Origin of the sequence: Bradyrhizobium canariense, assembly GCF_019402665.1 — a bacterium.
In the GTDB taxonomy this organism is placed as follows: Bacteria; Pseudomonadota; Alphaproteobacteria; order Rhizobiales; family Xanthobacteraceae; genus Bradyrhizobium; species Bradyrhizobium canariense.
In genome coordinates, this window is sequence record NZ_VSST01000062.1 from 1 (window position 1) to 21,653 (window position 21,653).

At 62.4% G+C, this 21,653-nt stretch carries 18 protein-coding genes; 6 read left to right on the forward strand and 12 right to left on the reverse strand.

The features are described from left to right. Nucleotides 1-548 precede the first annotated feature (548 nt). On the forward strand, nt 549-2,243 hold the full coding sequence (locus FXB41_RS30145) for a sensor histidine kinase (RefSeq protein ID WP_219684379.1): 1,695 nt from the start codon (nt 549-551) through the stop codon (nt 2,241-2,243). A 113-nt stretch (nt 2,244-2,356) separates the two neighbouring features. Here the strand turns inward: FXB41_RS30145 and FXB41_RS30150 are convergent, their stop codons facing one another. The 6 genes from FXB41_RS30150 to FXB41_RS30175 form a co-directional block, all read right to left on the reverse strand. Next, a complete protein-coding gene (locus tag FXB41_RS30150) occupies nt 2,357-3,274 on the reverse strand; it encodes a DUF2950 domain-containing protein (RefSeq protein ID WP_219684380.1) in 918 nt (305 codons plus the stop codon). Then, nucleotides 3,271-4,908, reverse strand: a complete 1,638-nt coding sequence (locus FXB41_RS30155) for a DUF3300 domain-containing protein (protein ID WP_219684419.1) — start codon at nt 4,906-4,908, stop codon at nt 3,271-3,273. Before FXB41_RS30155 ends, FXB41_RS30150 begins: the two co-directional genes overlap by 4 nt. Nucleotides 4,909-5,012: 104 nt before the next feature. Beyond that, on the reverse strand, nt 5,013-5,987 hold the full coding sequence (locus tag FXB41_RS30160) for an ABC transporter substrate-binding protein (protein ID WP_246649348.1): 975 nt from the start codon (nt 5,985-5,987) through the stop codon (nt 5,013-5,015). Between the two features lie 167 nt (nt 5,988-6,154). Beyond that, nucleotides 6,155-7,498, reverse strand: a complete 1,344-nt coding sequence (locus tag FXB41_RS30165; RefSeq protein ID WP_219684420.1) for a TAXI family TRAP transporter solute-binding subunit — start codon at nt 7,496-7,498, stop codon at nt 6,155-6,157. 113 nt (nt 7,499-7,611) lie between these two features. Beyond that, the gene (locus FXB41_RS30170) at nt 7,612-8,844 is read right to left on the reverse strand and encodes an HlyD family secretion protein (protein WP_219684382.1); all 1,233 of its coding nucleotides are present in this window, start codon (nt 8,842-8,844) and stop codon (nt 7,612-7,614) included. Then, entirely contained in the window at nt 8,837-9,247 is a 411-nt protein-coding gene (locus FXB41_RS30175; protein ID WP_007592955.1) for a hypothetical protein, read from the reverse strand. The genes FXB41_RS30170 and FXB41_RS30175 overlap by 8 nt, the downstream gene beginning before the upstream one ends. A gap of 180 nt (nt 9,248-9,427) precedes the next feature. Between FXB41_RS30175 and FXB41_RS30180 the strand changes: the two genes are divergently transcribed. Both FXB41_RS30180 and ppk2 read left to right on the forward strand, forming a co-directional pair. Then, complete coding sequence (locus FXB41_RS30180; RefSeq protein WP_219684383.1) at nt 9,428-9,880, forward strand: hypothetical protein; 453 nt, start codon at nt 9,428-9,430, stop codon at nt 9,878-9,880. Between the two features lie 36 nt (nt 9,881-9,916). Continuing rightward, a complete protein-coding gene (gene ppk2 / locus FXB41_RS30185; protein ID WP_219684384.1) occupies nt 9,917-10,717 on the forward strand; it encodes a polyphosphate kinase 2 in 801 nt (266 codons plus the stop codon). 85 nt (nt 10,718-10,802) lie between these two features. On the opposite strand, the gene FXB41_RS41100 is transcribed toward ppk2, so the two are convergent. After that, nucleotides 10,803-11,198 (reverse strand): hypothetical protein, encoded by a 396-nt coding sequence (locus tag FXB41_RS41100; protein ID WP_311985925.1) that lies wholly within the window; start codon nt 11,196-11,198, stop codon nt 10,803-10,805. Between FXB41_RS41100 and FXB41_RS41810 the strand changes: the two genes are divergently transcribed. Continuing rightward, on the forward strand, nt 11,091-11,354 hold the full coding sequence (locus FXB41_RS41810; RefSeq protein WP_219684385.1) for a hypothetical protein: 264 nt from the start codon (nt 11,091-11,093) through the stop codon (nt 11,352-11,354). The two genes, FXB41_RS41100 and FXB41_RS41810, sit on opposite strands and share 108 nt — an antisense overlap. A 55-nt stretch (nt 11,355-11,409) precedes the next feature. Here FXB41_RS41810 and FXB41_RS30195 read toward each other — a convergent pair whose 3' ends face one another. From FXB41_RS30195 to FXB41_RS30215, 5 genes are all read right to left on the reverse strand, one after another. Beyond that, nucleotides 11,410-11,847 (reverse strand): hypothetical protein, encoded by a 438-nt coding sequence (locus FXB41_RS30195; protein ID WP_007592965.1) that lies wholly within the window; start codon nt 11,845-11,847, stop codon nt 11,410-11,412. A 31-nt stretch (nt 11,848-11,878) separates the two neighbouring features. Further along, entirely contained in the window at nt 11,879-13,579 is a 1,701-nt protein-coding gene (locus FXB41_RS30200) for an aspartate:alanine exchanger family transporter (RefSeq protein WP_219684386.1), read from the reverse strand. Between the two features lie 14 nt (nt 13,580-13,593). After that, nucleotides 13,594-16,347, reverse strand: a complete 2,754-nt coding sequence (locus tag FXB41_RS30205; protein ID WP_007592967.1) for a decarboxylase — start codon at nt 16,345-16,347, stop codon at nt 13,594-13,596. 205 nt (nt 16,348-16,552) lie between these two features. Beyond that, nucleotides 16,553-18,259 (reverse strand): SulP family inorganic anion transporter, encoded by a 1,707-nt coding sequence (locus FXB41_RS30210; protein WP_007592968.1) that lies wholly within the window; start codon nt 18,257-18,259, stop codon nt 16,553-16,555. Continuing rightward, a complete protein-coding gene (locus tag FXB41_RS30215) occupies nt 18,259-18,924 on the reverse strand; it encodes a YoaK family protein (RefSeq protein WP_376707520.1) in 666 nt (221 codons plus the stop codon). The genes FXB41_RS30210 and FXB41_RS30215 overlap by 1 nt, the downstream gene beginning before the upstream one ends. 133 nt (nt 18,925-19,057) lie before the next feature. Between FXB41_RS30215 and aspT the strand changes: the two genes are divergently transcribed. After that, nucleotides 19,058-20,746, forward strand: coding sequence for an aspartate-alanine antiporter (gene aspT, locus FXB41_RS30220; RefSeq protein WP_007592970.1), 1,689 nt, complete (start codon nt 19,058-19,060; stop codon nt 20,744-20,746). A gap of 56 nt (nt 20,747-20,802) precedes the next feature. Then, nucleotides 20,803-21,645, forward strand: a complete 843-nt coding sequence (locus FXB41_RS30225) for an alpha/beta hydrolase family protein (protein WP_246649352.1) — start codon at nt 20,803-20,805, stop codon at nt 21,643-21,645. Nucleotides 21,646-21,653: the final 8 nt, after the last annotated feature.

The following is a 21,653-nucleotide window of genomic DNA, read 5'->3' on the forward strand; positions in this document are numbered from 1 at the left end:
CGGTTTTGCCGTACGCACGGTTCGCCATTTCGCCGCAGTTTTTCCAGCCCTGTCGACAGAGCCGGAAACTTACAGACGAGACGAAGCCTAGCAGCGCCGCTCGTCGGAACGAAGCCTTGGGCTCACGGAGAGCAATCCGCCCTGCCCTTGGCCACTCGCACCCGAACGCTGCCGCGTCCACCGCAAGCCCGGCTCGCGAACATGACGACCACAAGATCGCCCCTCAAGGATGAGCCGGGATGGCCGATACATACGTCAAAACCGAATTTCGGTAAAGTGGAATATTTTTGCAAAGAGGGGTTGACGGCGCTGGCGGGTGTTTCGCTCGACGAGTCCCGCGGCTTTAGTTTAATGCGCAGCCTCATACTGGAGGGCCCCATGGCATGGAATCCGAGTCACTCTTGGCGACGTACGCGGAGCGTGTCCATCGGGAGCACACCATCCGCACCATTGGCGGGAGCCCCCAGTCTATATCCACCTCTCAATCAGGCGCTTCACTGAGGGCGTTTAGACGAGTAGGATGTGTCTCGCGGTGCTCCGGAGGCGGCATGAGCCAGCGCAAGTTCATGGGACTTGGCGGCGGTGCGACAGCATCAGGGCCGGGCATTGCGCTAGCGAGCGAGCGATTGGCCAACGCAGCCGCCGAGCCCGCTTACGATGATGAGCAAGAATTCCCATTGGTCATCGCGAACATCCCCGCAACCCCCCGCCAAAAGGCCTGGGCCGTGGGTGTCGCCGTCTCGCTCATCGTCCTTGCAGCGGTCATCGCGCCGTTCGCCCGGATCCAATTGGGCCAGATCAATGGTTTCGTTCCAGTCTTGCAGACCGCGTTGGCCCTGGCCGAATTCATCACGGCAGCCCTGCTGTTTGCTCAATTTTCGATCCAGCCTCAGCGGGCACTTCTTGCACTCGCAAGCGGATACGTTTTCAGCGGATCGTTCGCATTCTTGCAAACGCTCGCCTTTCCGAACGGATACGCTCCCGTGGGTCTCATTGGGGACGGACTGAACAGCCCCGCTTGGCTTTACGTGCTTTGGCACACGGCTTTTCCCGCAGCGATCCTAGTGTACGGATTCACAAAGGATCGTTCCACCGCCGGCAGACCAGGCAGACCTGCGATAGCCGCGATCGTGTTAGCATTCGGCTGCATCGCCGCCACGGTGGCGGGACTGACGTGGATGGTGACCGCGAAAGCCGAGTTTCTCCCGAGCTTCTACGTGAATGACGTCAGGCATCAGACGCCTCTCGGTAATCAGGTCAACTTGATACTTTTGCTTTGGAATGTGACTGCTCTCACCGTCCTGTTTGCGCGCATGCGCACCATTCTTGACCTTTGGTTGATGGTGACTTTGCTCGCCTACCTGCCCAATTTCCTGGTGGCGATCATCGGCAGCTCGGTTCGATTCACCGTGGGTTGGTACGCAGCACGCGGTTTCGTTCTGGTCGGCAGCTGCATGTTGCTGACCATATTGCTCATCGAAACGATGTTTATCTATTCGCGCCTCGCCAGCGTCATCGCCCTGCAGCGACGCGAACGAGCGAACCGGCTTTTCAGCATCGACGCGGTCACTGGTGCGATCGCCCATGAGCTGAGATCGCCGTTAGGGGCCATCTCGCTCAATGCTGCGACAGGGCTCAGTCACCTCCGAGCGACCTCGCCTGAACTGGAGGAACTCGAGAACATCCTCTGTGACATCGAAGCCGATGGCAGCCGGGCCGCAGACATCATATCGAGCATTCGCGAGATGACGATCAAAACGGCGCACGGCGGCGCTTCGGCAAACGTCGAGGATGTCGCCGAGTTGGCGCGCAGGCTGCTGAGGCACGATCTCCTGGCCAACGGCGTATCAGTAACGACGGAGTTTCAGGGCAACATTCCTCCAGTCGTCCTGGACGGCACTGAGCTCCAACAGATTCTCCTGAACCTCTGCAAGAACGCGATTGACGCAATGAGCTCTGTCCCCGCCGATCAACGAGAGCTGCGTATGAAAACCCGTCTTGATGGAGGCACAACGGTCCATTTGTCCATTGAAGACTCGGGCGCCGGCATTTCGCCACGTGATCAAGAGCGCATCTTCGATCCGTTCTTCACGACGAAACAAGGCGGTATGGGATTGGGGCTGGCTATCTCCTGCAATTTGGCCGCAAGGTGTGGAGGAAAGCTGAGGCTGATCAAATCGGACGTCAAGGGCTCCATTTTCGAGCTGGAAATTCCAATTTCCGCTCCCGCTTCGGCGCCATGACGGTACGGGACCGTCACGACCGTTCCGCATTTCGCTCACTTCATAGAGATGATGATCGTGCTGAGGTTGGCGATCGATACGAGGGTGCCAGACGCAGTATCTCCGTCAGTCGCTCAGGGTTTTGCACCATCGACCTTCTTCCAGGTCTGGTCCGGGTCGAATGCGGTGATACGGGAGGCGAGGACTTTGGTTCGAGGCCCGAGATCCTTCTGGTAGACAACGCCCCCATGGTTGACCAGGAAGGTCATGACGCCGGAATTGCCGTACTCGGCAGGCCAGGCGATGAGCGCGAAACCTCCGATCATCTTGCCCTTGGCCACATAGTTGAGCGCGCCACCTGGCACGTTCGACCCCTGCCCCTTCAGGATCCGGAAATAATAGCCGTGATAAGGCGCCGCACCCTCCTCGGGCTTGTAGCCTTCGGCCGAAGCCTGCGCCGCCAATGCACCGAGCGGGCTCTGGTCGTTGTCGTCGCGCCAGAACAGTCCATCCTTCTTGCCGGCACTGCTGACGATGCGCTGCGCGTACACGCCAATACCCTCACCGCGATCCTTGTCGGCGTATTCGTTCTCGGCATCGACAAAGGCGAGACTGGTCTGGATCGCGTCGAGTTCATTGCGGCCGATGCGGCGATACAGCACCTCAATGCGGCCTTCGGCGGTATCGAATTCCCAGCCGGTCCTGGTGTTGACGAGCGGGATCGGGAATGGGAAGTCGTCCGGGCCCAGCACCAGCGTCGCCTTCTTGTTGCCCTCCGCCTTGATCGAATGCTTGGCCTCATACATCGAGGTGAAGCGTTGCCGGATATCGGCATCGGCGACTTCGTCGCCGGACGAGACGATGTCCTCGGCAGCGCTGCCGAGGACTTTCAGGATGGCCCGGTCGGGCCCGCTTTTGACGGCGGCAGCGAGCGCCGCCGCTGCATCCTCCGGTGTCGGGTAAGATTGCTGCGCCCGGGATGGCGAACTCATGAGCGCCAGCGCCATGATGGCCGGCAGCGCGACGCGATGAAGCGACTTAAAGCTCATCATGGCATCACCTCCGCAGGAATCGTTGCGCCGCCGGCGAGCCAATCCCGATACGTACGGAATTTTAGACCGAGCTTCTCGTAATAGACCCGGAGATAACCATCGGCTCCGCGGGTAACGGCTTCTGGCTTCACCTCTTCGACTTCCTGCGCAATGACCCCGACATAGGCCTTGTCGCTGCCAATATAGCTGAAGCGGTAGTAACCAAGCCCGTTGGCGAGATAGCCGAGCAAAACGACATCGTGCTTGAGCACGATGTCGGAGCGGCGCCCGCCGCCGCCACCGCCCCGGCCGCCGCCACCACCGCCCTGGAATCCGCCACCGCCGCCACCACGACCGGCGAAGCTCGCGCCGCCACCGCCGCCACGCGGTCCCATGCTCGCCATGCTGGCGTGACCGCGGGCCGATGCTGCGGCCGCCGAGCGGCCAGACGATACGTTCAGCGCACTCCCGCCGCGTGGCCTGCCGCCAGCTCGGTTCGCGGCCTTGGCACCGCCGCCCCCCTTGGTCCCGGCGTTCTTGGCGCCCGCGTTTTTGGCACCACCCGCCTTGCCCGCGCGATCGCCGCCAACTTTGGCGCGATCGCCTCCCGCCTTGGCGCGATCCCCGGCGCCTTGACGGTCGCCACCTCGGTCGCCAGCGCGATCTCCCGCACGGTCACCGGCGCGATCTGCGCCACCAGGCCGATCCTGTCCCGGCTTCTGCTGTCCGTCGCGGCCGCGGAAATCCATCCGGTCGGCGGCGCCGGCCTTCAGATTGCTATTGCCGAAGCGCTGCTGAACGTTGGCGTTGTTGTAGCGTACCCCTTGGCGATGCGAGGGATTGTGCTGCCAGCCATTTCCGATGTTCGTGGTCCGGTGATTGATATAGACGTTGCGGTTGCCCCAGTTGCAGCCGCCGCCCCAATAATTGCCCCAGCGACCGATGGCCCAAGCCGTGCCGAAGGCGAGCCCCGCCGCGACGACGCCTGCGCCGATGTAGGATGGGTAGCCGAAGTAATATGGTGGATACTCGTTGTAGGGCCACGCGCCGTAGACCGTCGCAGGCTCGTAGTACGGCACGTACATCGTATCGGGAACCGCCGGCTCGATCACGACCACCTGCCTGCTTTCCTCGGTCTTGACGCTCACCTTCTGCTGCTTGGTGGTCACCAGCTTTTTGTTGTCATAAGCCTTGGTCCGCAGCCGCTGGACCGCATCCATCACATCCGGCTGCTGTGCCAGCACGGCGTCGCCCAGCGCCTTGGTCCAGTCGAGCTTGTCGCTCATCATGGTCAGGACCTCGGCGGTCGAAGTCAGTGCCTTGATGCTGTCATCCCACGGCTGCTTCTCGACTTCCGTCTTCAGGGCATCACCCTTCAGAGTCTTGCGCTCTTTCAGCCAGCGATCGGCCTGAACGACTTCCAGAGGATAGGTGGACGCGGCCAGCACGTTAGCAAGCAGTTCGTCCGGATAGAGCGCAATCGGTGCGACCAGGGCTTCGAGCTGCTCCGGTTTCAGAAGCTCTGCGGCTTGCCCGGGGGGATTTGCCTGCTGTGGGCTGGAGGCCGGCGCCTTATCTGCGGTCTGCGCCGCCGCCGCCAGCGGAATCGCGATCACGAGCGCAAGCGCCATCAAGGTCCTGCCGCAGCAAAACATCAGATCCTCCATACACATGTCCGGCGATCATCAAACCCGAGAGCTGGCGTTTGTTGATCGAGATCAACGAAACGCTGCCTCGTCCCCCGCCACGCCCGAGCAAGCTAGTCGATCAGCTCAGCCTCCATGAGCAATCGCTCCGGGATTGCCAGTCCGAGGGCGTGAACGGCTCTCATGTTGATGACGAGATCGAACCTCGTGGCGAATTGCACCGGAAGACTGCGGACCTCGGCGCCGCGAAGGATGCGAGCCACATAGCCAGCGCCATCGCGAAACTGCTGCGTCAGGTCGGCGCCATAAGACATCAGCCCGCCATTCACAGCATAGAAGCGGACGGCAAAGATCGCCGGCACGCGCCGCTGGGCCAGCAACGGGATCGCCATGGCGCTCTGAGCACTGAAGAAACCGCCATCCGGCAGCACGACGAGCCCGCTGCCATTCCGCGCCGCCGTCTCGATGACCCCCGCGATCTCGGCGCCGCTGCGGACGGCGACGCCGGTAACCGTCATGCGCAGGCGATTTTCCACCTGGTGTGCGGCCTGAAGATAAAGCGGCGCGTATGGTGCGGTCTCGGGATTGTACAGAAGCATCGCACTGCTCATGCTGGGTACCAAGTCCTTTAACAAGCTCAGCCATTTCCCGCTCATAGCATGCTCGTAAAGCGAGAAGCCGGTAAGATTGCTGGTCGGCCTTGCCAGATCGACGACGAGGCCTGTCCCGACCGGATCCGAGAGCCCGACAAAGATGATCGGAATGATCTGCGTTGCAGCCCGCAGCGCCCGTGTCGTCGCCGTGCTGGTCGCAAACAGCACGTCGGGTCCGGTGGCAACAAGTTCGCGAGCTTCACGTTCCTGCCATGTCGGATTGGAGCCCGGCCAGCGCACATCGAGTCGGTAGTTCTGATTGGCGATCCAGCCGAGGTCAGCGAGACCCTGCTGAAAGGCATTGACGCGCATCTGTGCGCCGCCATCGCCCACCAAATTGCCAGTCAGCACGCCGACCGACGGCATCGGCCGCGGTGCCCCATCCTGAGCGCGCGCGAAAACCGGACAAGCAACTGCAGCCCCGATCACGGCCATGAACTCACGGCGCTTCATTGCCCGTCCGCTATCCCCCTGATGTCCCGCACCCTTCGCATGACGCGATTGCTGAAGGAAACGGGGTTGGCGGCCGGAGGGTTTGATCAAGATCAAGGTCGCTGAGCTTGGGGTCGGCCGTGATTCGACTTGGTCTGGAGTGACCACCGTCAGGTGCGGTCAACTGGCTGACCGAGCGCTTGCTCATGTCCGTGCGCGGACAGCAGGATCCGACGGTCGTGAATCAGGCTCTGAAGACGATGCGCAGCGACATTCAATGTCGTGACATCGAGCGCATTCTCGTCTCCTGCAGCGGCCTTGGCGCGCTGGCCCTGGAGCACCCGGTCGATCTCGACCTCGATATCGGACAGTTCGGCCTCCGCCTCCGTCCTGCGTATCCGCGCGCCCAGCGCATACAGCGAGTCCAGGCCCCGTTCATCCTTAGAGGGATCACGCACCTGAAGGAATTTCCAGGCCGCGGCCAGCACCGAGATGAGGCCGCCCAAAATCATGGGCGCGAGAAAGATGATGTTTCCCCATTCGTCCAGAAAGCTCTGCTGCGTTCCGTTGTAGAATGCTGCGGCGCCAGGATGAACCGGAAGGAAGGCGTCCGAATCCGTGCTCGGCGCGGTCATTTGAGAGAGTATCGGCAATTCCCCCAGCAGATCCCTGCGTGCCTTCATCAGGGCGTCGGCGAGGCTGCCGGCCACCTCAGCGCTGAGCTGCTTTCGCGCGACCACGTAGAAAGAGACCCGCAACGTGGTCAGATCCTCGCTCGGGATAGGCGGCGAACCGCGCAGCGTGCCCTTCGGGACATCGAAGCTTTCATAGGCGCGCTGCTTCTCCGCGATGGCACCGGCCGCATCGATCGGAAGCAGAACCGGCGCGGTCTTGGGCGTCTGCAGAAAGAGGCCGCGTAACAGAGCAAGATATTTTTCGGCAAGAGGAACGACGACCAGGATCGCCCGCACCTCCTTCGCATCGAGTGCACGCCGCGCATCGGCCGGCTGGAGATTGCGGAACGTCACATTGGCACGTCCCAGACCGTATTCGTCGCTCAGAACGTCGATGAGCTTGCGATTCATCTCGCCGCCGATCACGCCGACGCTGGTGCGCTTCAGACCAGCGATTTCGGTAATGGAGGAGCCCGGCGGCGCAACCAGCAGGAAAACGGCGTGGGCGAGAACCACGATAGCCTGCGCCTGCGATAGGTCGCCGACGTCGCCCCGGACGACAGCAAGCTCAACCTTTTCCGCCGCAAACTGCTCGGCAGCATCAACCGCGTTGGTCGTTTCCACCAGTCTGAGCCGGACCGGGGCGTTCACCACGGCAAGCCGGCTCGCCAGTGCCGAGACCAGACGCGCGGCCTCACCGTCCAGCGATCCGACGGCGATGGTCAGCGTCGTGGGGCGAGAATACCACCGGTAGCCGAACAGGCCAGCTCCAAGCACGAGCACGACAGCGCTGGCGACAATGAAGGAACGAAGCCAGATCGGCATTTTTGCGGGGACCATGTGGCGCTCACAGTGAATATGCGCTGACTGGTCGGACTGGCTCATGACGCCAGACCGGCTCAACTGAGGCGCATCGCTGAACCGAAATGCGATTCAAGCCAAAGCGATGCCGGTCAGTGCCCGCTGAGCACCAGCGTCTTGATCGGCAGCAGCAGCGCCTGAATTCGCAAGAGCATGGCGTGCACGAGGCCGACACCATCGACGACGTGCAAGGCAATTGCCCGGCCTGTACCGGTCTCCTTGGCCGAGATCTCCTCGTGATTGCTGGTGTAGGCATTGACGATGCAACTGCTGCCCGGCGTCACGCCGTCGAGGCCGCCCTTGTACAGCGGCTCCAGGAAGGCGAGTATCGAACCCGGCTTACGTGCATTCTGAGCTTCAATCAATTCCTGGCCAGCCTGCACCTGGCCGGCGGCGATGTAATCCTGCACATCGGTGACAAGGAGCGGAATGATCACCCATGGCTTGGAGATGCAGGTCGCTTCTGCGACCATCCCTACCTTCACCACCCCCGCTTCAATCTGTCCAAACCCGGCCTGCAGCCTACCCCTGCCGGCATCCGCCGGTATCAACACGCCGGCGGGTCGCATGATCTGGGCAACGAGATCGCCCGTCCGAACGAGGAACTGCTCGACCCGACCGTCGACGCCGGCGCGAACGAAGGTCTTGTCGAGATCGACCTGCGCTTCAGCCAACGCCGCCTGGCCGCTCGCTTTTTCAGCCGGCAACAGCGTTGAAAGCCGCAACATCGCCGACGTCTTGGACGCGGTGGCCGAGTCCACACCAGCCTGCCGCTGGTTGACCACGACCTGTAGTTTCTCGATATCGCGTTGCGGGACGATACCGGGATTGCGGCGCTGCAACTCCGTCTTGACGTCCAGCTCGTCCCTGGCCTGCTGAAGGCTGGCCTTGGCTTCCTGGATCTGCGCTTCGGCCTTGACCACGTCGTTTTCGGCGCTTGTCATCGCGGCGTCGACCTCGGCGATCTTGCGCGTGGCCGTCTCCAAAGCAGCCTTCTGCTTCGAACTGTCCAACCTGAACAGCACGTCGCCCTTCTTCACTGCCTCGCTGTAGCCGACATTGACTTCCGCGACACGGCCGGAGCCTTCAGGCAGGATCGGGACTGTCCGAAAATAGAGCGCGGCCGAGGTCGTTGACGGGTGAAAGTAGAAGATCATCGTGATCAGCGAAATCGTCAGCATCAAGCAGCCGGTGATACCCCATCGCAATTCGTACCAGATGGAAAAGAAGGTGATTTCCTTGCCGAACCGTTTGCCTTGGGCATAACGTCGGTAGAGGTAGTCCGGCAGGATGGTCAGGATGGAGCAGAACATGAGCTCAAACATGGCTGTGCTCCTTCCCCTTGACGATCGGCTTCTCGACCGGCGGCAAGCTGGGGAGTTCTGGCTCGCGACCCTCGCCGGGCGCGGCGTCAGCGATCCTCTCAACCGAGCCTGCGATACTCCGCAGCGGCGTGCCGAAATCTGGCAAGTCGATCATCGCGAGCAGAAGGCCGGCCACCCAGAAAATGTGCATGTGCGTAAAGAGCGAGATGATGCCCAGCACGGCCACGATCTCGAACTGCAGCTTCTGTGACTTGTGCGCCATCCGTTCGGGCAGGCTGTGCAGCTTCCAATAGAGCGTGCCAACCCAGAGTACGGTGCCGATCAGGAAGATCCCCATCACCACCATCAGCACGTCCGTGCCGCTTCCCGGCGCGAGGTAGAACGGCAGATGATGCGGGGCCATCGGATGAAGTTGCTCGCTCAATGGTCGCCTCCACGGAAGGATCAGGGCGGTCTGCGCGCCGGCTCGTTACCGTGGCCGCGCAGGTGGGAAAATTGCTTGATATGAATCAAAGGTCCGAACGGCGCGAAACCTAGCTTAGCCCTGACGCCGACCCCACAGCAAGCCAGGAACGCCCCAATCATGCCCGGCATCGATGAGCTCATTCCCAACGCACTGCAAATTCGCAAGGAAGCTGCGCTCGAGGAAGCCAGAAAGGCCGAGGAATATGTTCGCCTCGCCGCCGCGGCCGAAGCCGAGAAACGCGCTCTGATCGAACGGCTGAGCAAACCGTCCGGCAAATCCGAGGAGGAGAAGATCAAGCTCGCCTCGACCATCATCCAGCGCGCGGTTCGCAACGGCCTGACCGAAGTGCAGGTCTATCGCTTCCCGAACACCCTGTGCACCGACAAGGGCCGCGCAATCAACCAGATGGAGGCGGGCTGGGAGAAAACGCTGACCGGAATTCCAAAAGAGATCTTCGAACTCTGGACCGAATACCTCAAGCCTCGCGGCTATCGCATCGGCTATCAGGTCATCGATTTTCCTGGCGGCGTGCCCGGTGACATCGGCGTCATCATTTCCTGGGGCGACTGAACACGTTTCGGCCGAGTTAAGAGAAGGCGGAGCGGCATGGCAAAGGACGAAGCCTCAGAGCGGATGAAGCGCAAGGACTACGAGAAGGAGCTCGAAAAGCTCCAGATCGAGCTTTGCCATCTCCAGGATTATGTGAAGGAAAACAAGCTTCGGGTCATCGTCCTGTTCGAAGGCCGCGACGCGGCCGGCAAGGGCGGCACGATCAAGGCGATCACAGAAAAGGTCAGCCCGCGCGTGTTTCGCGTGGTGGCGCTGCCTGCGCCATCGGATCGCGAAAAGACCCAGCTTTTCTTCCAGCGCTACATGAAGCAGTTTCCGGCCGGGGGCGAGATCGTGATCTTCGACCGCAGCTGGTACAATCGCGCCGGCGTCGAATATGTCATGGGATTCTGCTCGCCCGCCGAGCACGATCGTTTCCTGTCGCTCTGCCCGCAGATGGAAAAGTACGCCATCGACGGCGGCATCATCCTGATCAAGATCTGGCTCGAGGTCGGGATGGAGGAGCAGGAGCGCCGCTTCAACGCCCGCATCGACGATCCGGTGCGGCAATGGAAGCTGAGTCCGATGGACCTCGAATCCTTCAAACGCTGGTATGATTATTCCCGCGCGCGCGACCTGATGCTCAAGAAGACGAGCACGAAGGAGGCGCCTTGGTACATCATTCGCTCCGACGACAAGCGGCGGGCGCGGCTGAACTGTATCGCGCACATCCTGGAGGCTATCCCGCACAAGCGGATCAAGAAGGACAAGGTGAAGCTGCCGAAGCGCTCCGACAAAGGACGCTACAATGACCAAGCGGTCCTGCGCGGGATGAACTTCGTCGCCGAACGTTATTGACGAGGTGATCGAACGCACTGCCGGTGCGGTCTGATCCTTGACCGCGCTGCTGACGGTCCGCTGGGTCCGTCAGCAGCGCATTCTTTCAATACGGGTACTGGTTGGGACAGACCCAGTTGCCGTACGTGTCCTGATAACAACCGTTGTTGTTGTAGTATCCGTAGGCGCCCGCGGCGGCCGCACCGACGGCAGCAGCGCCGTAAGCCGCGCCTCGATAGCCATATCGCGGATAGCCTCCGGGATAACCGGCGACGGGACGGCCGGGACGGCCCGCAACGGGGTAACCTGGACGGCCAGGACGACCGGCGATCGGATGGCTTGGCCGCGGACCTCCTGCGTAATGGCGTCCGCCTCCGCCATGGATCCGCCCCGCGTGAACGGCGCCGCCATGGAAACCTCCGGCGCGCATGCCCCCTCCACCTCCGCGATAGCCACCACCGCCACCTCCGCGGCGGGCATAGGCATCATCGGGAATGAGCATTGCCGTGAGAAGAACGACGGCCGCAACAAGAGCCAGAAGATAACGAAGCATGGCATGTCCTCCCTCGATATGGGTACCGTGATCCGCTTTTCGACGATGCCTCGCGAAACGCGGCTGGCATCCGAACCTGGCGCTGATTTGCCGCCGCTTCCCTGACTTACGTGCATGAGAGAAGCAGCCGTCATTCAGCTAGAGCGGCGCGAGTGCCGCTCTACCGCTTCAAAGCTATCGTCACGCCCCCCACAGCGGCCGACAGCTCCGCACCGACCTTCGGTCCGCTGAGCTGCAGAATCACGCCGTTGCCGTTTTGGAGCTGAACGGCACCTGCGCCGGCAGCGATAGCACCGCCCGCACCGCCGACAGCGTAGGAGCCTTCGATCGACTCCGGCCCCCTCAGGTTGAGGGCGCGACCGACCAGCTTGGTGGTCGAAGCGCCGATCGTGAAGCCGACGCTCATACCCGAGACGGTGAAGGGATATTTGTGGCCGCGATACAGCAGAACGCCCTCGCCGCCACCGACGCCAACGATGAAACCGCCCTTGGTGAAGACAACGGCGACCTGGCCGGTCTCTGCCCGCGACGGCGTGCTGAAGCCGGCGACGCCTGCCAGCGAAGCGACCAGGGCGGCATAGATAGCGACTTTTCTCATGAGTCTTATTTCCTCTGGTTGTGACGCCGAGCTATTGAGCCAGGATCATTGCGAAGTAGCCGAACACGGTGAGCAGAATGCCGGACACCGCGTACCCGACCGGGAACCCAATCCAGGGCACGGAGCTCTGGATTTCCACCGCGGCCTCACGGCACGGCCCGGAGTGAGATCGCGCACCGGCAACGCCGCCCATCAACACGGCCGGGTTGATCTTGAAGACGTGGAAGCCGATCGCCCAGACGATGAACGGCGGAATCGTGCAGGCAATGAAGCCGGCGATGAAGATCTTCAACGCGACCGCACCCGTGAGCTGCGCCAACAACCCGGCGCCGGCATTGATGCCGACGATGGCGACGAAGACCACGAGGCCGAGATCCTCCAGCACGTTGCGCGCCGCGTTCGGCGTATTGCCGAAGAAGCGCAGTCGCGAGACCAGCGATGAGACGATCACGCCGGACAGCAACAGACCGCCAGCATTGCCGAGGCCGATCTTGGCGCCGAAGGCCGGAAATTCGATCATGCCGATCAGGAAGCCGATGATCATGCCTGAGGCGAGCGTCAACAGATCGGTCGAGGTGTTGGTCCGCGCAATGCGTCCCCACATGTCGCCGAGCTCGTTGACAGCCGACTTGATGCCGACCACCGAGACGATGTCCATCCGCTGCAACTCGGTCTTGAGACCGGCCGGAATCTGCACGCCGCCACGTTCCACCTTGGTGACCTGCAGCTGGCCGGCGATGGCCGTATCGCGGAAGGATTCAAAGGTCCGTCCGGCCATCTCCTTGTTGGTGACGAGGATGTCCGCCTGATCCATGGGAATACCGAGTGCCTTGGCGTCGGCAACCTCCGGACCGAGCAGGCCCATCTTGTCGGTGAGATGCTCGGTCGAGCCGCCGAGCGCGACGACGTCGCCCTTTTGCAGAACGAGTTCGGGGTCGGCACCCAGCGGTTCTCCTCGGCGCGCCACATTGACGATGCGGTATTCGGGATTCATCGTGCGGAATTTGGCAATGCTCATGCCGACCTGGGCCGGATTATCGAGCCGGTAGGCACGCAGGCCGAACTGCCGGTAACCGGTCAGGCCACCACCCTCGAGGTCCTTGACGCCAAACTCCTGCTCGTACTGCTTGGCTGCGGCCTTGGCGTCGACGCCCCACCAGCGCGGCAGATATTTGCAGATTAGGATGATGCCAACGGTGCCCCAGATATAAGTGATGCCGTAGGACAGCGCGATCATGCCCGACGCGTCTTCGGGCTTCATGCCTTCGGGAAGCTTCACGACGCCCGAGGTGATGGCCTGCTCAGCCGAGCCAATCGCGGCCGACATGGTCTGCGATCCCGCCAGCATGCCGCCGGCAGCGCCGATCGGCAGCGCAAAGAGCTTCGAAAGCATAACGACAAGCGCAAGACCGAGAACGCTCGACACCAGCGCCAGGATGCAGAACTTGAGACCATCGCCCTTCAGGCTGTTGATGAAGGACGGTCCCACACGTAAGCCGACGCCATACATGAACAAATAGTAGAACAGGCTCTTGGCGAACGCGTTCAGCTCAAGCTTCACGCCGTAGACCGACGCCCAAACCGAAAGGGCTGCGCCCACCACGATGGCGCCGGCGACCATGCCGAGGCCGTAACCCTTGATGCTGGCCCGGCCGATCCAGACGGCGAGCCCAACGACGAAGAACAGCAACAGAAACGGGTTCTGCTGCAAGAACGTGAAAAAGCTCTGCATATCCCTCCCCTTTATTACGATGCCGCCTTCAGCTTCGGCGCGGCGCCGGGCTTGGGCCGCCCAATCTTCGCCAGGGCTTCGGCACGTACGAGCTTCAGCCCTTCCTTGGCGTCGTAGCCGTGGATTTCCTTCACATCGAGCTTGCGCATGAAGTCGATGGTTTCCTGGGTGATGACCTGCCCCGGCACCATGATCGGGAAGCCCGGCGGATACGGGATCACGAAACTGGCGGAGACGAGGTCGGGACCGGCCTTGAGACGACGGTCGATCTCGGAATCGCCGAGCCGGATATATTCGCATCCCGCTGCGTCATAGGCCGAGTAGAAGCCGCTACGAATGTCGCCCTCGTTGGTCCTGGTGCCGGCATCGCCACGGAAACTGTCGTGGAACTGCGAGAAGTTCGGCAAGTCGGGCACATCGGTCATCAGGCTCTTGACGCGCGCCTCGAAGGTCTTCTTCGCATTGGCGCCGCCCTGAACCAACCCGCGGTCGACCTCTCCCGCGATCTCGGCCAGCACCCTCACCAGATGCGCGACGTCGCTGCGGGTATTGTTGATGTTGGACTGGAACAACACAGAATTGCGCGATGTCTTGTTGATCTGGATGTTGTAGTCGTTGGCCAGGATGCCCTTGAACTGCGTACCGTCGTAGCCGGCGGTGCCGCAGACCAACGTCATCCGGGTCGGGTCGAGGCAGAACTCGTCGTCGTCCAGGCTCTTCAGGACGCTCGCCCAGTTCATGCCTGTTGCGAGATAGTCGGTGAAGCCGCTCTGGCGATATTGCGCCGGCACCATCGCGTCCGCACCGAGAATCCGGAAGTATTTCGAGATCAGCGGATTGCTGTTGACCGCTTTGCGGATCGCGAACGCAATTTCGATCGCGTTGGCGACGAGACCGTAGCCCTCAAGCTCCATCTGGCGCCGCGAGACATCGAGGCTGGCGATGAGCTGCTGGTTCGGGCTGGTCGACGCGTGCGTGAACACCGCCTCCTTGAACTGCTGCTCGACGGTGTGGAATTCGACGTCCTTGACCGACAGCATCGAGCCCTGCCGGATCGCCGACATCGACTTGTGGGTCGAGTTGGTCTGGTAGACGCGCAGGCGGATCTGACGCGGATCCGGGATCAGACGAGTCTTGAGCAGCACCTCGTCCGAGGGGGTCTTGCCGAGGTCGGCCTGCTGCTTCTCGTAAGCCGCGACCGATTTCGGATCATGCATCCAGGTCTCGATCTCGTTGGCGGCGCCCATCGCGGTCCGTCGCCGCAGGAACGGAGAGAAGCGCGCGAAGCCGAACCAGGCTTCGTCCCACAGGAAGATCAAATCTGGCTTGATCGCGAGACATTCCTCCATCACCCGGCGGGTGTTGTAGATGTGGCCGTCGAAGGTGCAGTTGGTCAGGTCAAGCATCTTGACGCGGTCCAGGCGGCCGTCGGCTCTGGCATTCAGCAGGGCCTGCTTGATGGTCTTCAGCGGCACCGCGCCATACATCGAATATTCGGTCATCGGGAACGCTTCGACGTAGATGGGCTGAGCACCGGCCAGAACCATGCCGTAATGGTGCGACTTGTGGCAGTTACGATCCACGATCGCGATGTCGCCTGGCCCGAGCAGCGCCTGCACCGCCATCTTGTTGGATGTCGAGGTGCCGTTGGTCACGAAGAACACGCGATCGGCGCCGAGCGCGCGTGCCGCCTTATCTTGCGCTCTCTTGATGGTGCCCGTCGGCTCCAGCAAACTGTCGAGACCGCCGGTGGTCGCGCTGCTCTCGGCCAGGAACAGGTTCAGCCCGTAGAATTCGCCCATATCGCGGATCCAGTCCGACCTGAAGACAGATTTGCCGCGAGCGATCGGTAGCGCATGAAACGTCCCGATCGGGCGTTGCGCGTATTTCTTGAGATTGTCGAAGAACGGTGTGTCGAAGCGATCCTGGATCCCTTCGAGGATGGAGAGATGCAGCTCGAGGAGCTCTTCGATGGAGTAAAATATCCGCCGAACCACATTGGCTTCGGGGTTCCCCGCCATTGCCTCCACGTCGCGATTCGACATCAGGTAGATGTCGAGCTCGGGACGTACCCGCTTGATGACGTGCGCCAGCCGGAGCGCGGACGCGTCCGCCTCGTCCTTGATGCCCGCGGCGGCGGTCATGGTGCGGAGTATCGGCGCATCGTGGCGCGAGCGCAGGCCGAACCCTTCGTTGATGACGACGGCGGCGATATTGGGGTTGAGCATCGTCGCGCAGAAGGCGTCTTCAAGACTACCGACGATCACCGGCTCATAGACGAAAGAATCGACCGGACGGCGCAACTTGCGCCATTCGGCGGCGAGCGCCGGCCAATGGTTGGACGAAAGGCCGGTGACGATCAGTGTCTCGAAATAGGGTCGATGGCCCTCATGCGATCCGAAAGTTGACGGCACAAGCTCGGGCGCATCACCGTTGCCGTCGTCCTTGGCATTCCAGTCGCCGGCAAGCTGGCGGAAAGATCTCGTCATCAACGCCTGCGTGATGCGCGTCGCGAGAGCAAGTGAACCCGCCGCATCCCCGGCCGAGGCCGCTTCCCGCAAAGCCGCCATCAACTGCAGCCCCGGATAGCCGTGAAACTCCTCTATCACGGAGAGATCCGCCAGCGCCGCATCGTACTTCGTGCGGTCACCGCCGCGCGCCCATGCCTTCGCTGCCTCCACCAGATCGCGCCAATCATCCGCCCGTCCGCCGGGCCCGGAAATGAACTGATCGATGCGCTTTTCTGTAGCCTTGGCGTCCTTGGACATGTCTCTCTCCGGATCTTTGCGACGTCTCGGCCGGGATCGTGATGCCCGCTCACCTCGGCCCATTGATCCAAGTCAAGGGTCGAGCGCCTTGAAGAGGCCCGGAACAATTTGCGATGCGGACATCGTCCAAGGCGCTACCGCGTGACCGATTGAGGATGATGGTGAGATCGCGTCAGAGCCGGCCCGCCCATAGGTCGGGCGTATCTTATGGATTGGGATCAGATGATTGCCCGGTCATGGTTTCCCCGAGTACGCTGTCAACCGAACGAAGCCACGTCCTGCTGTCGGTCTTTTCCGCCAAGCCTTCAGCCCGCAGCAGATCGCGTAATTGTGCGTGCGCGCCGACGATGCGGAAGGTGATATTCCGGGAGGCGAGTTCGTCATAGAGATCGTGCAGCATGCGCGCGCCGGCCAGATCGATGTAGGGCGCGGCCGACAGATCACAGACAACGAGCTTGACGCCGGCCGACAGCGGCAAGGTGCCTAACACTGTCTCCAGGATCGTTTCGGCATTGATGTAGAGCAGCGAGGCTTCGGGTCGAAACGCGATGATGCCGACCAATGGCTCGACGCCCTCGTGCCTCGCATTGTCGGAATAGCGGCCGGTACCGGGCAGCCGGCCGAGGAAAGCAACATTCGGACGCGAGGCTCGCGCCAGGAGCAGGAAGATCGACGCGACGGCCGCCAGCAAGACGCCCTGCAGGATGCCCAGGAGCAACACTGACAGGAGGGCAATCGCCGCGGCATAAAAGTCGATGCGGCTGACTTGCCACATTCGCAACAGCGCGCGGATGTCCACCAGCCTGTAGACGGCGGCAAAAACGATCGCCGCCAGGACCGCCTTGGGCAGGTTCGTCAAAAGCCCCGTGAAGAACAGCAGGCACAGCGCAAGCGCCGCCGAGCAGATCACCAGGGCCAACGGCGTGCGCGCCCCGGCATTGTCGTTGACCGCAGACTGCGACAGCCCGCCGGCCACGGGATAGCCGTGGCCGAAGGCGGTGACGAGGTTCGCCGCGCCGAGCCCCAAAAGCTCCTGCCGGACATCGAGGGCATAGCCGTGCTTGGCAGCAAAGCTGCGTGCGGCGGAGACGCCTTCGATATAGGCCAGCAGCACGCATCCCGCGGCCAGCGGGAAGAGCTCGTCGGGCTCCAATAGACCAAAGCTGGGTAATCCAAACGCCGGCAATCCCTCCGGAATTTTGCCGGTCACCGGCACGCCAAGCGACGGAAAGCCAAGCAGTGTCGCCAGCATGATCGATAGCGCCATGATCGTGAGCCCGACCGGCCTTCCCGGCAGCCGCCGCTCTCCCACCAGCAGGAACAAGAGCGCGATGGCTCCGATCGCCAGAACCAGCCAATTGACGCCGCCGAGCTGGCCGGCGAGCTTGATGGCGCGATCGAAGAAATTGTGACCGCCTCCGGCGACGCCGAACAGGCTCGGCAACTGGCTCATCATGATGGTGAGTCCCGCACCGGCCTTGAAACCGACCAGGATACTGTCGCTCACCAGGCGGACGAGAACGCTGAGCTTGAACAGCCACGCGATCAGACAAAGCAGCGCTACCGCACAGGCGGCTAGGCTCGCGATCTCGGCGTATTTCGCCGCGTCTCCGCCGGCCAGCGTCCCGACGGTCGCCGCAATCATCAGCGAGATCGCCGAGGTCGGACCGATTGCAAGCTGGCGCGACGACCCCAGCAGCGCATAGCCGACGCCGCCGAGCATGTAGCCGTAGATGCCGATTTGGGGCGGCAGGCCCGCCAGCGTGGCATAGGCCAGCGACACCGGAATGGCGTAGGCCGCGAGCGTGATGCCGGCGATGGCGTCCGAACGCAGCCAGGCGCGGTGATACCGCGCCAACCAGGTTGCGGGCGGAAACAGGAAGATCCAGCGCCATTTCCGCCCGGAAGACATCAGAGCCTGCTCTCCTCGCTTGAGACTTCGCAGAGCAACAGCACGACCAGCAGTGCGATCACGGGAAGACCGAGCGCCAGATTCGGGATTTGCTTGGTCGCGAAGGCGCCCACAGCCGCCCCTAGACCAAAGGCGACGCATAACGTGGCGAAAATGCCAGGGGGACGGAGCGTCCCATTGCCGGAGGCCGCAGCGAACAGCCCTTCAATCGCCTGCCGCATGTTGCCCGTGATCATGACGGAGCTGTAGAGCGCGCCCTCGACCCTCGTGAAGACCGCGCTCTGTACGGCGGCGACGAAGGAAATGCCAAGCGTTCCCGCGAGATCCGGCAGGCGATTGTGCAGGATGGCGATGGTGACCAGCAGCAGGATTTCGATCAGTGTACCGATCGCGCTGGCGCGCCCTCCGGTCGCCCGGCGCAGCCATGCAGCGACCAGAATACCGGCGGCGAATGCAAGGATCGGCGGGACGAAGTGCAGCGCCTTCGTCCAATTTCCGATCGAGCCATAAACCCACAACAGCACAAGGTTTGCGGTCTGGGCATTGGCCATCACGCCGTGGATGATCCACGTATAGGCGTCGATATAGCCGCCGGCGAAGGCAAGCAGCAGCGCAATCGGCGCCGTTTCGTCGCGGCGTATCGACGAAGCAACGGCGGTATCCATCGTGCTCAGGTCCCCACGTCAAATCCTGCGGCTCAACACGGAGCGGGTTAACCCCCGGCAGGGGTTGATCTGAATCAAGCATCGCCCGGTTTGACGAACCAGATTTAGCACAAATCGCTGGAGGGCATGCGCCATGAGCACGGTCAGATGGATCATCTCCGCCGCTCCGGAAATTTTCCTGCTGCTGTCGGTTGCGCTGGGCACCATTCTTGGCCGCGTCAGAATCCGCGGTTTTTCGATCGGCACCACGGCCTGCACGCTCATCGTTGCCGTCCTGATCGGGCAGCTTGGCACCTTCACGTTTCCGTCCTTGCTCAGGGTCATCCTCTTCAGCCTGTTCGTGTTCACGATCGGCTACCGGTCCGGACCCGAGTTCTTTGCCTCGTTGAGCATCCGGACCCTGGCGCAGGTTGCGCTCGCACTCGTGCTTGGCGGCACCGGCCTCGTCATCGTTCTCGTATTTGCCCATGTGTTCGCGCTCGGTCCCGGCACCGCTTCCGGTCTTGCTGCGGGAGCCCTGACACAGTCGTCGGTCATCGGCACCGCATCTGGCGCACTAGCTCAGCTCGGACTCCCCAAAGAGTTGCTGCAGCAGCAGGACGCCAATATCGCGGCCGGCTACGCCGTCACCTACGTGCTCGGCTATATCCTCACGCTCCTGTACGTGCCGTTCGTCGCGCCGAAATTGATGCGGATCGATTTGAAAGCGGAAGCTGCAAAACTCGAGGCGGAGCTGTCGGGTGGCAACCCGCCGCAGACCGAAAATCTGCATTATCGAAAGTTCCAGGCGCGCGCGTACCGGGTGTCGGCAGCGGCGGGACGGACCGTCGGCGCCGTCGAAGACCAGATCGGCAGCCGCAGCGTGATCGAGCGGATCGTGCGCCAGGGCGCTGACGTCGAACCGCATCGCGACACCGTTCTTGAAGCGAACGACGACATCGTTATCGCAGGCCGCACCGCCGCCATCGTCGCTGCAAAGCCGATTGTTGGCACAGAAATCGACGCCGACGAGATCCTGAAGGCTCTTCCAGGCAACGTGGTCGACGTCCTCGTCGACAATCGCAAGCTCCATGGCCGCTCCGTCAAGGACATGGCTGAACGCGTCGGCGACGCCGCGCGCGGCGTGTTCCTGCGCACCCTGACGCGGATGGGACGCGAGGTCCCGTTGAGCGCGGACACCCGCGTCTATGTCGGTGATGTCATGACGCTGGTCGGCAGCACCCGCAACATCGAGCGCGCCGCCTCGCAGGTTGGACAGATCCTGAGCTCCGAAGACCGCACCGACATCGCATTCCTTGCCGCAGGCATTGCCATAGGTCTGCTCGCCGGCCTCGCGAGCGTCAAGATCGGTTCAGTGCCTCTGACTCTGGGCGGCGGCGGCGGTGCCTTGATAGCGGGACTTTTCTGCGGCTGGCTGCGCTCGCGCCGGCCGACGATGGGTGCAATGCCGCCCGCCGCGCAGCAAACGCTGAGCGACCTCGGGCTCGGCGGCTTTATCGCCGCGATCGGGCTCGGCAACGGCCACGCGGCCTGGGTCGCAATCCAGTCGCACGGCATGCTGCTGGTGGGCATGGGCCTGGTCGTTACGCTGGTGCCGCTGATCGTGACGACCCTGTTTGCCCATCGCGTGCTCCGCATGAACCCGGTCATCATTTGCGGCGCGCTGGCCGGCGCCATGACTGTCGACGCCGCGGTGACCGGGGCCTGCGAAGTTGCAGAAAGCCAAACGCCGGTGCTTGGGGTCGCTGTGCCCTACGCGGTCGGCAACGTTGTGCTGACCGTGCTTGGACCGATCATCGTGGCCAGCACTTTCGCCGGTTGAAGGAGGCGCACGTGAATTTGCGGCATGCTTCAACAGTGACCTACCTGGCGGGAGCACTGAGCATCCTGGCCTGCTTTCTTGCCCCTGTGCGCGCCGACGACAATGTTCGGATCCAGGAAGAGGTCTGGGCCCTGCCGCTTCCGCTGCCGATGTTCGCCTATGTGGTGCGGCCGGTCGGCGATGGCCCCTTCCCGCTGGCGATCATGAACCATGGCGTCTCGCTCAAAGCGGTCGACCGAAGCTTTTTCCCGCTGGTGGAATTCCGCAATGCCGCGAAGTGGTTCGCCAGCCGCGGCTATTTCGTCGTAGCGCCGGTCGGAACCGGCTACGGCGCGGCCGCCATCGATATTCCCGAGCACGGTCTTTACGGGCCCTTCTTCTCCAAGGTCGGAAGCTGCACCAATCCGAACTTCCACGACGCCGGGCGTGCGGTGGCACAAGTCGATCTCTGGATCATCGACTACATGGTGGCCGAGAAGCGCGTTCTGCCGAAGGACGTGATCGTCATCGGACAGTCCGCAGGCGGCTGGGCTTCCATTGCGCTCTCGAGCGCAAACCCTCCGCAGGTCAAGGCGATCATCACCTTCGCCGCAGGACGCGGCGGCCGCGTCGATGGCAAACCCAACAACAATTGCGCACCGGACAAGCTGGTCGAAGTGACCGCCGATTTCGGCCGGACGTCGCGGGTGCCAATGCTGTGGTTCTATATCGAGAACGACACGTTCTTCGGCCCTGCCCTATCGAAGCGCATGCATGAGGCCTTCACCGCGGCCGGCGGCAGGGCCGAATATCATCTGATGCCGCCGTTCGGCAGCGAAGGACATTTCTTCATCGGCTCGCCCGACACGATCCCGATGTGGTCACCGCTCGTCGAACGATTTCTTGACGCGCAGAAATAGCCGCAGAG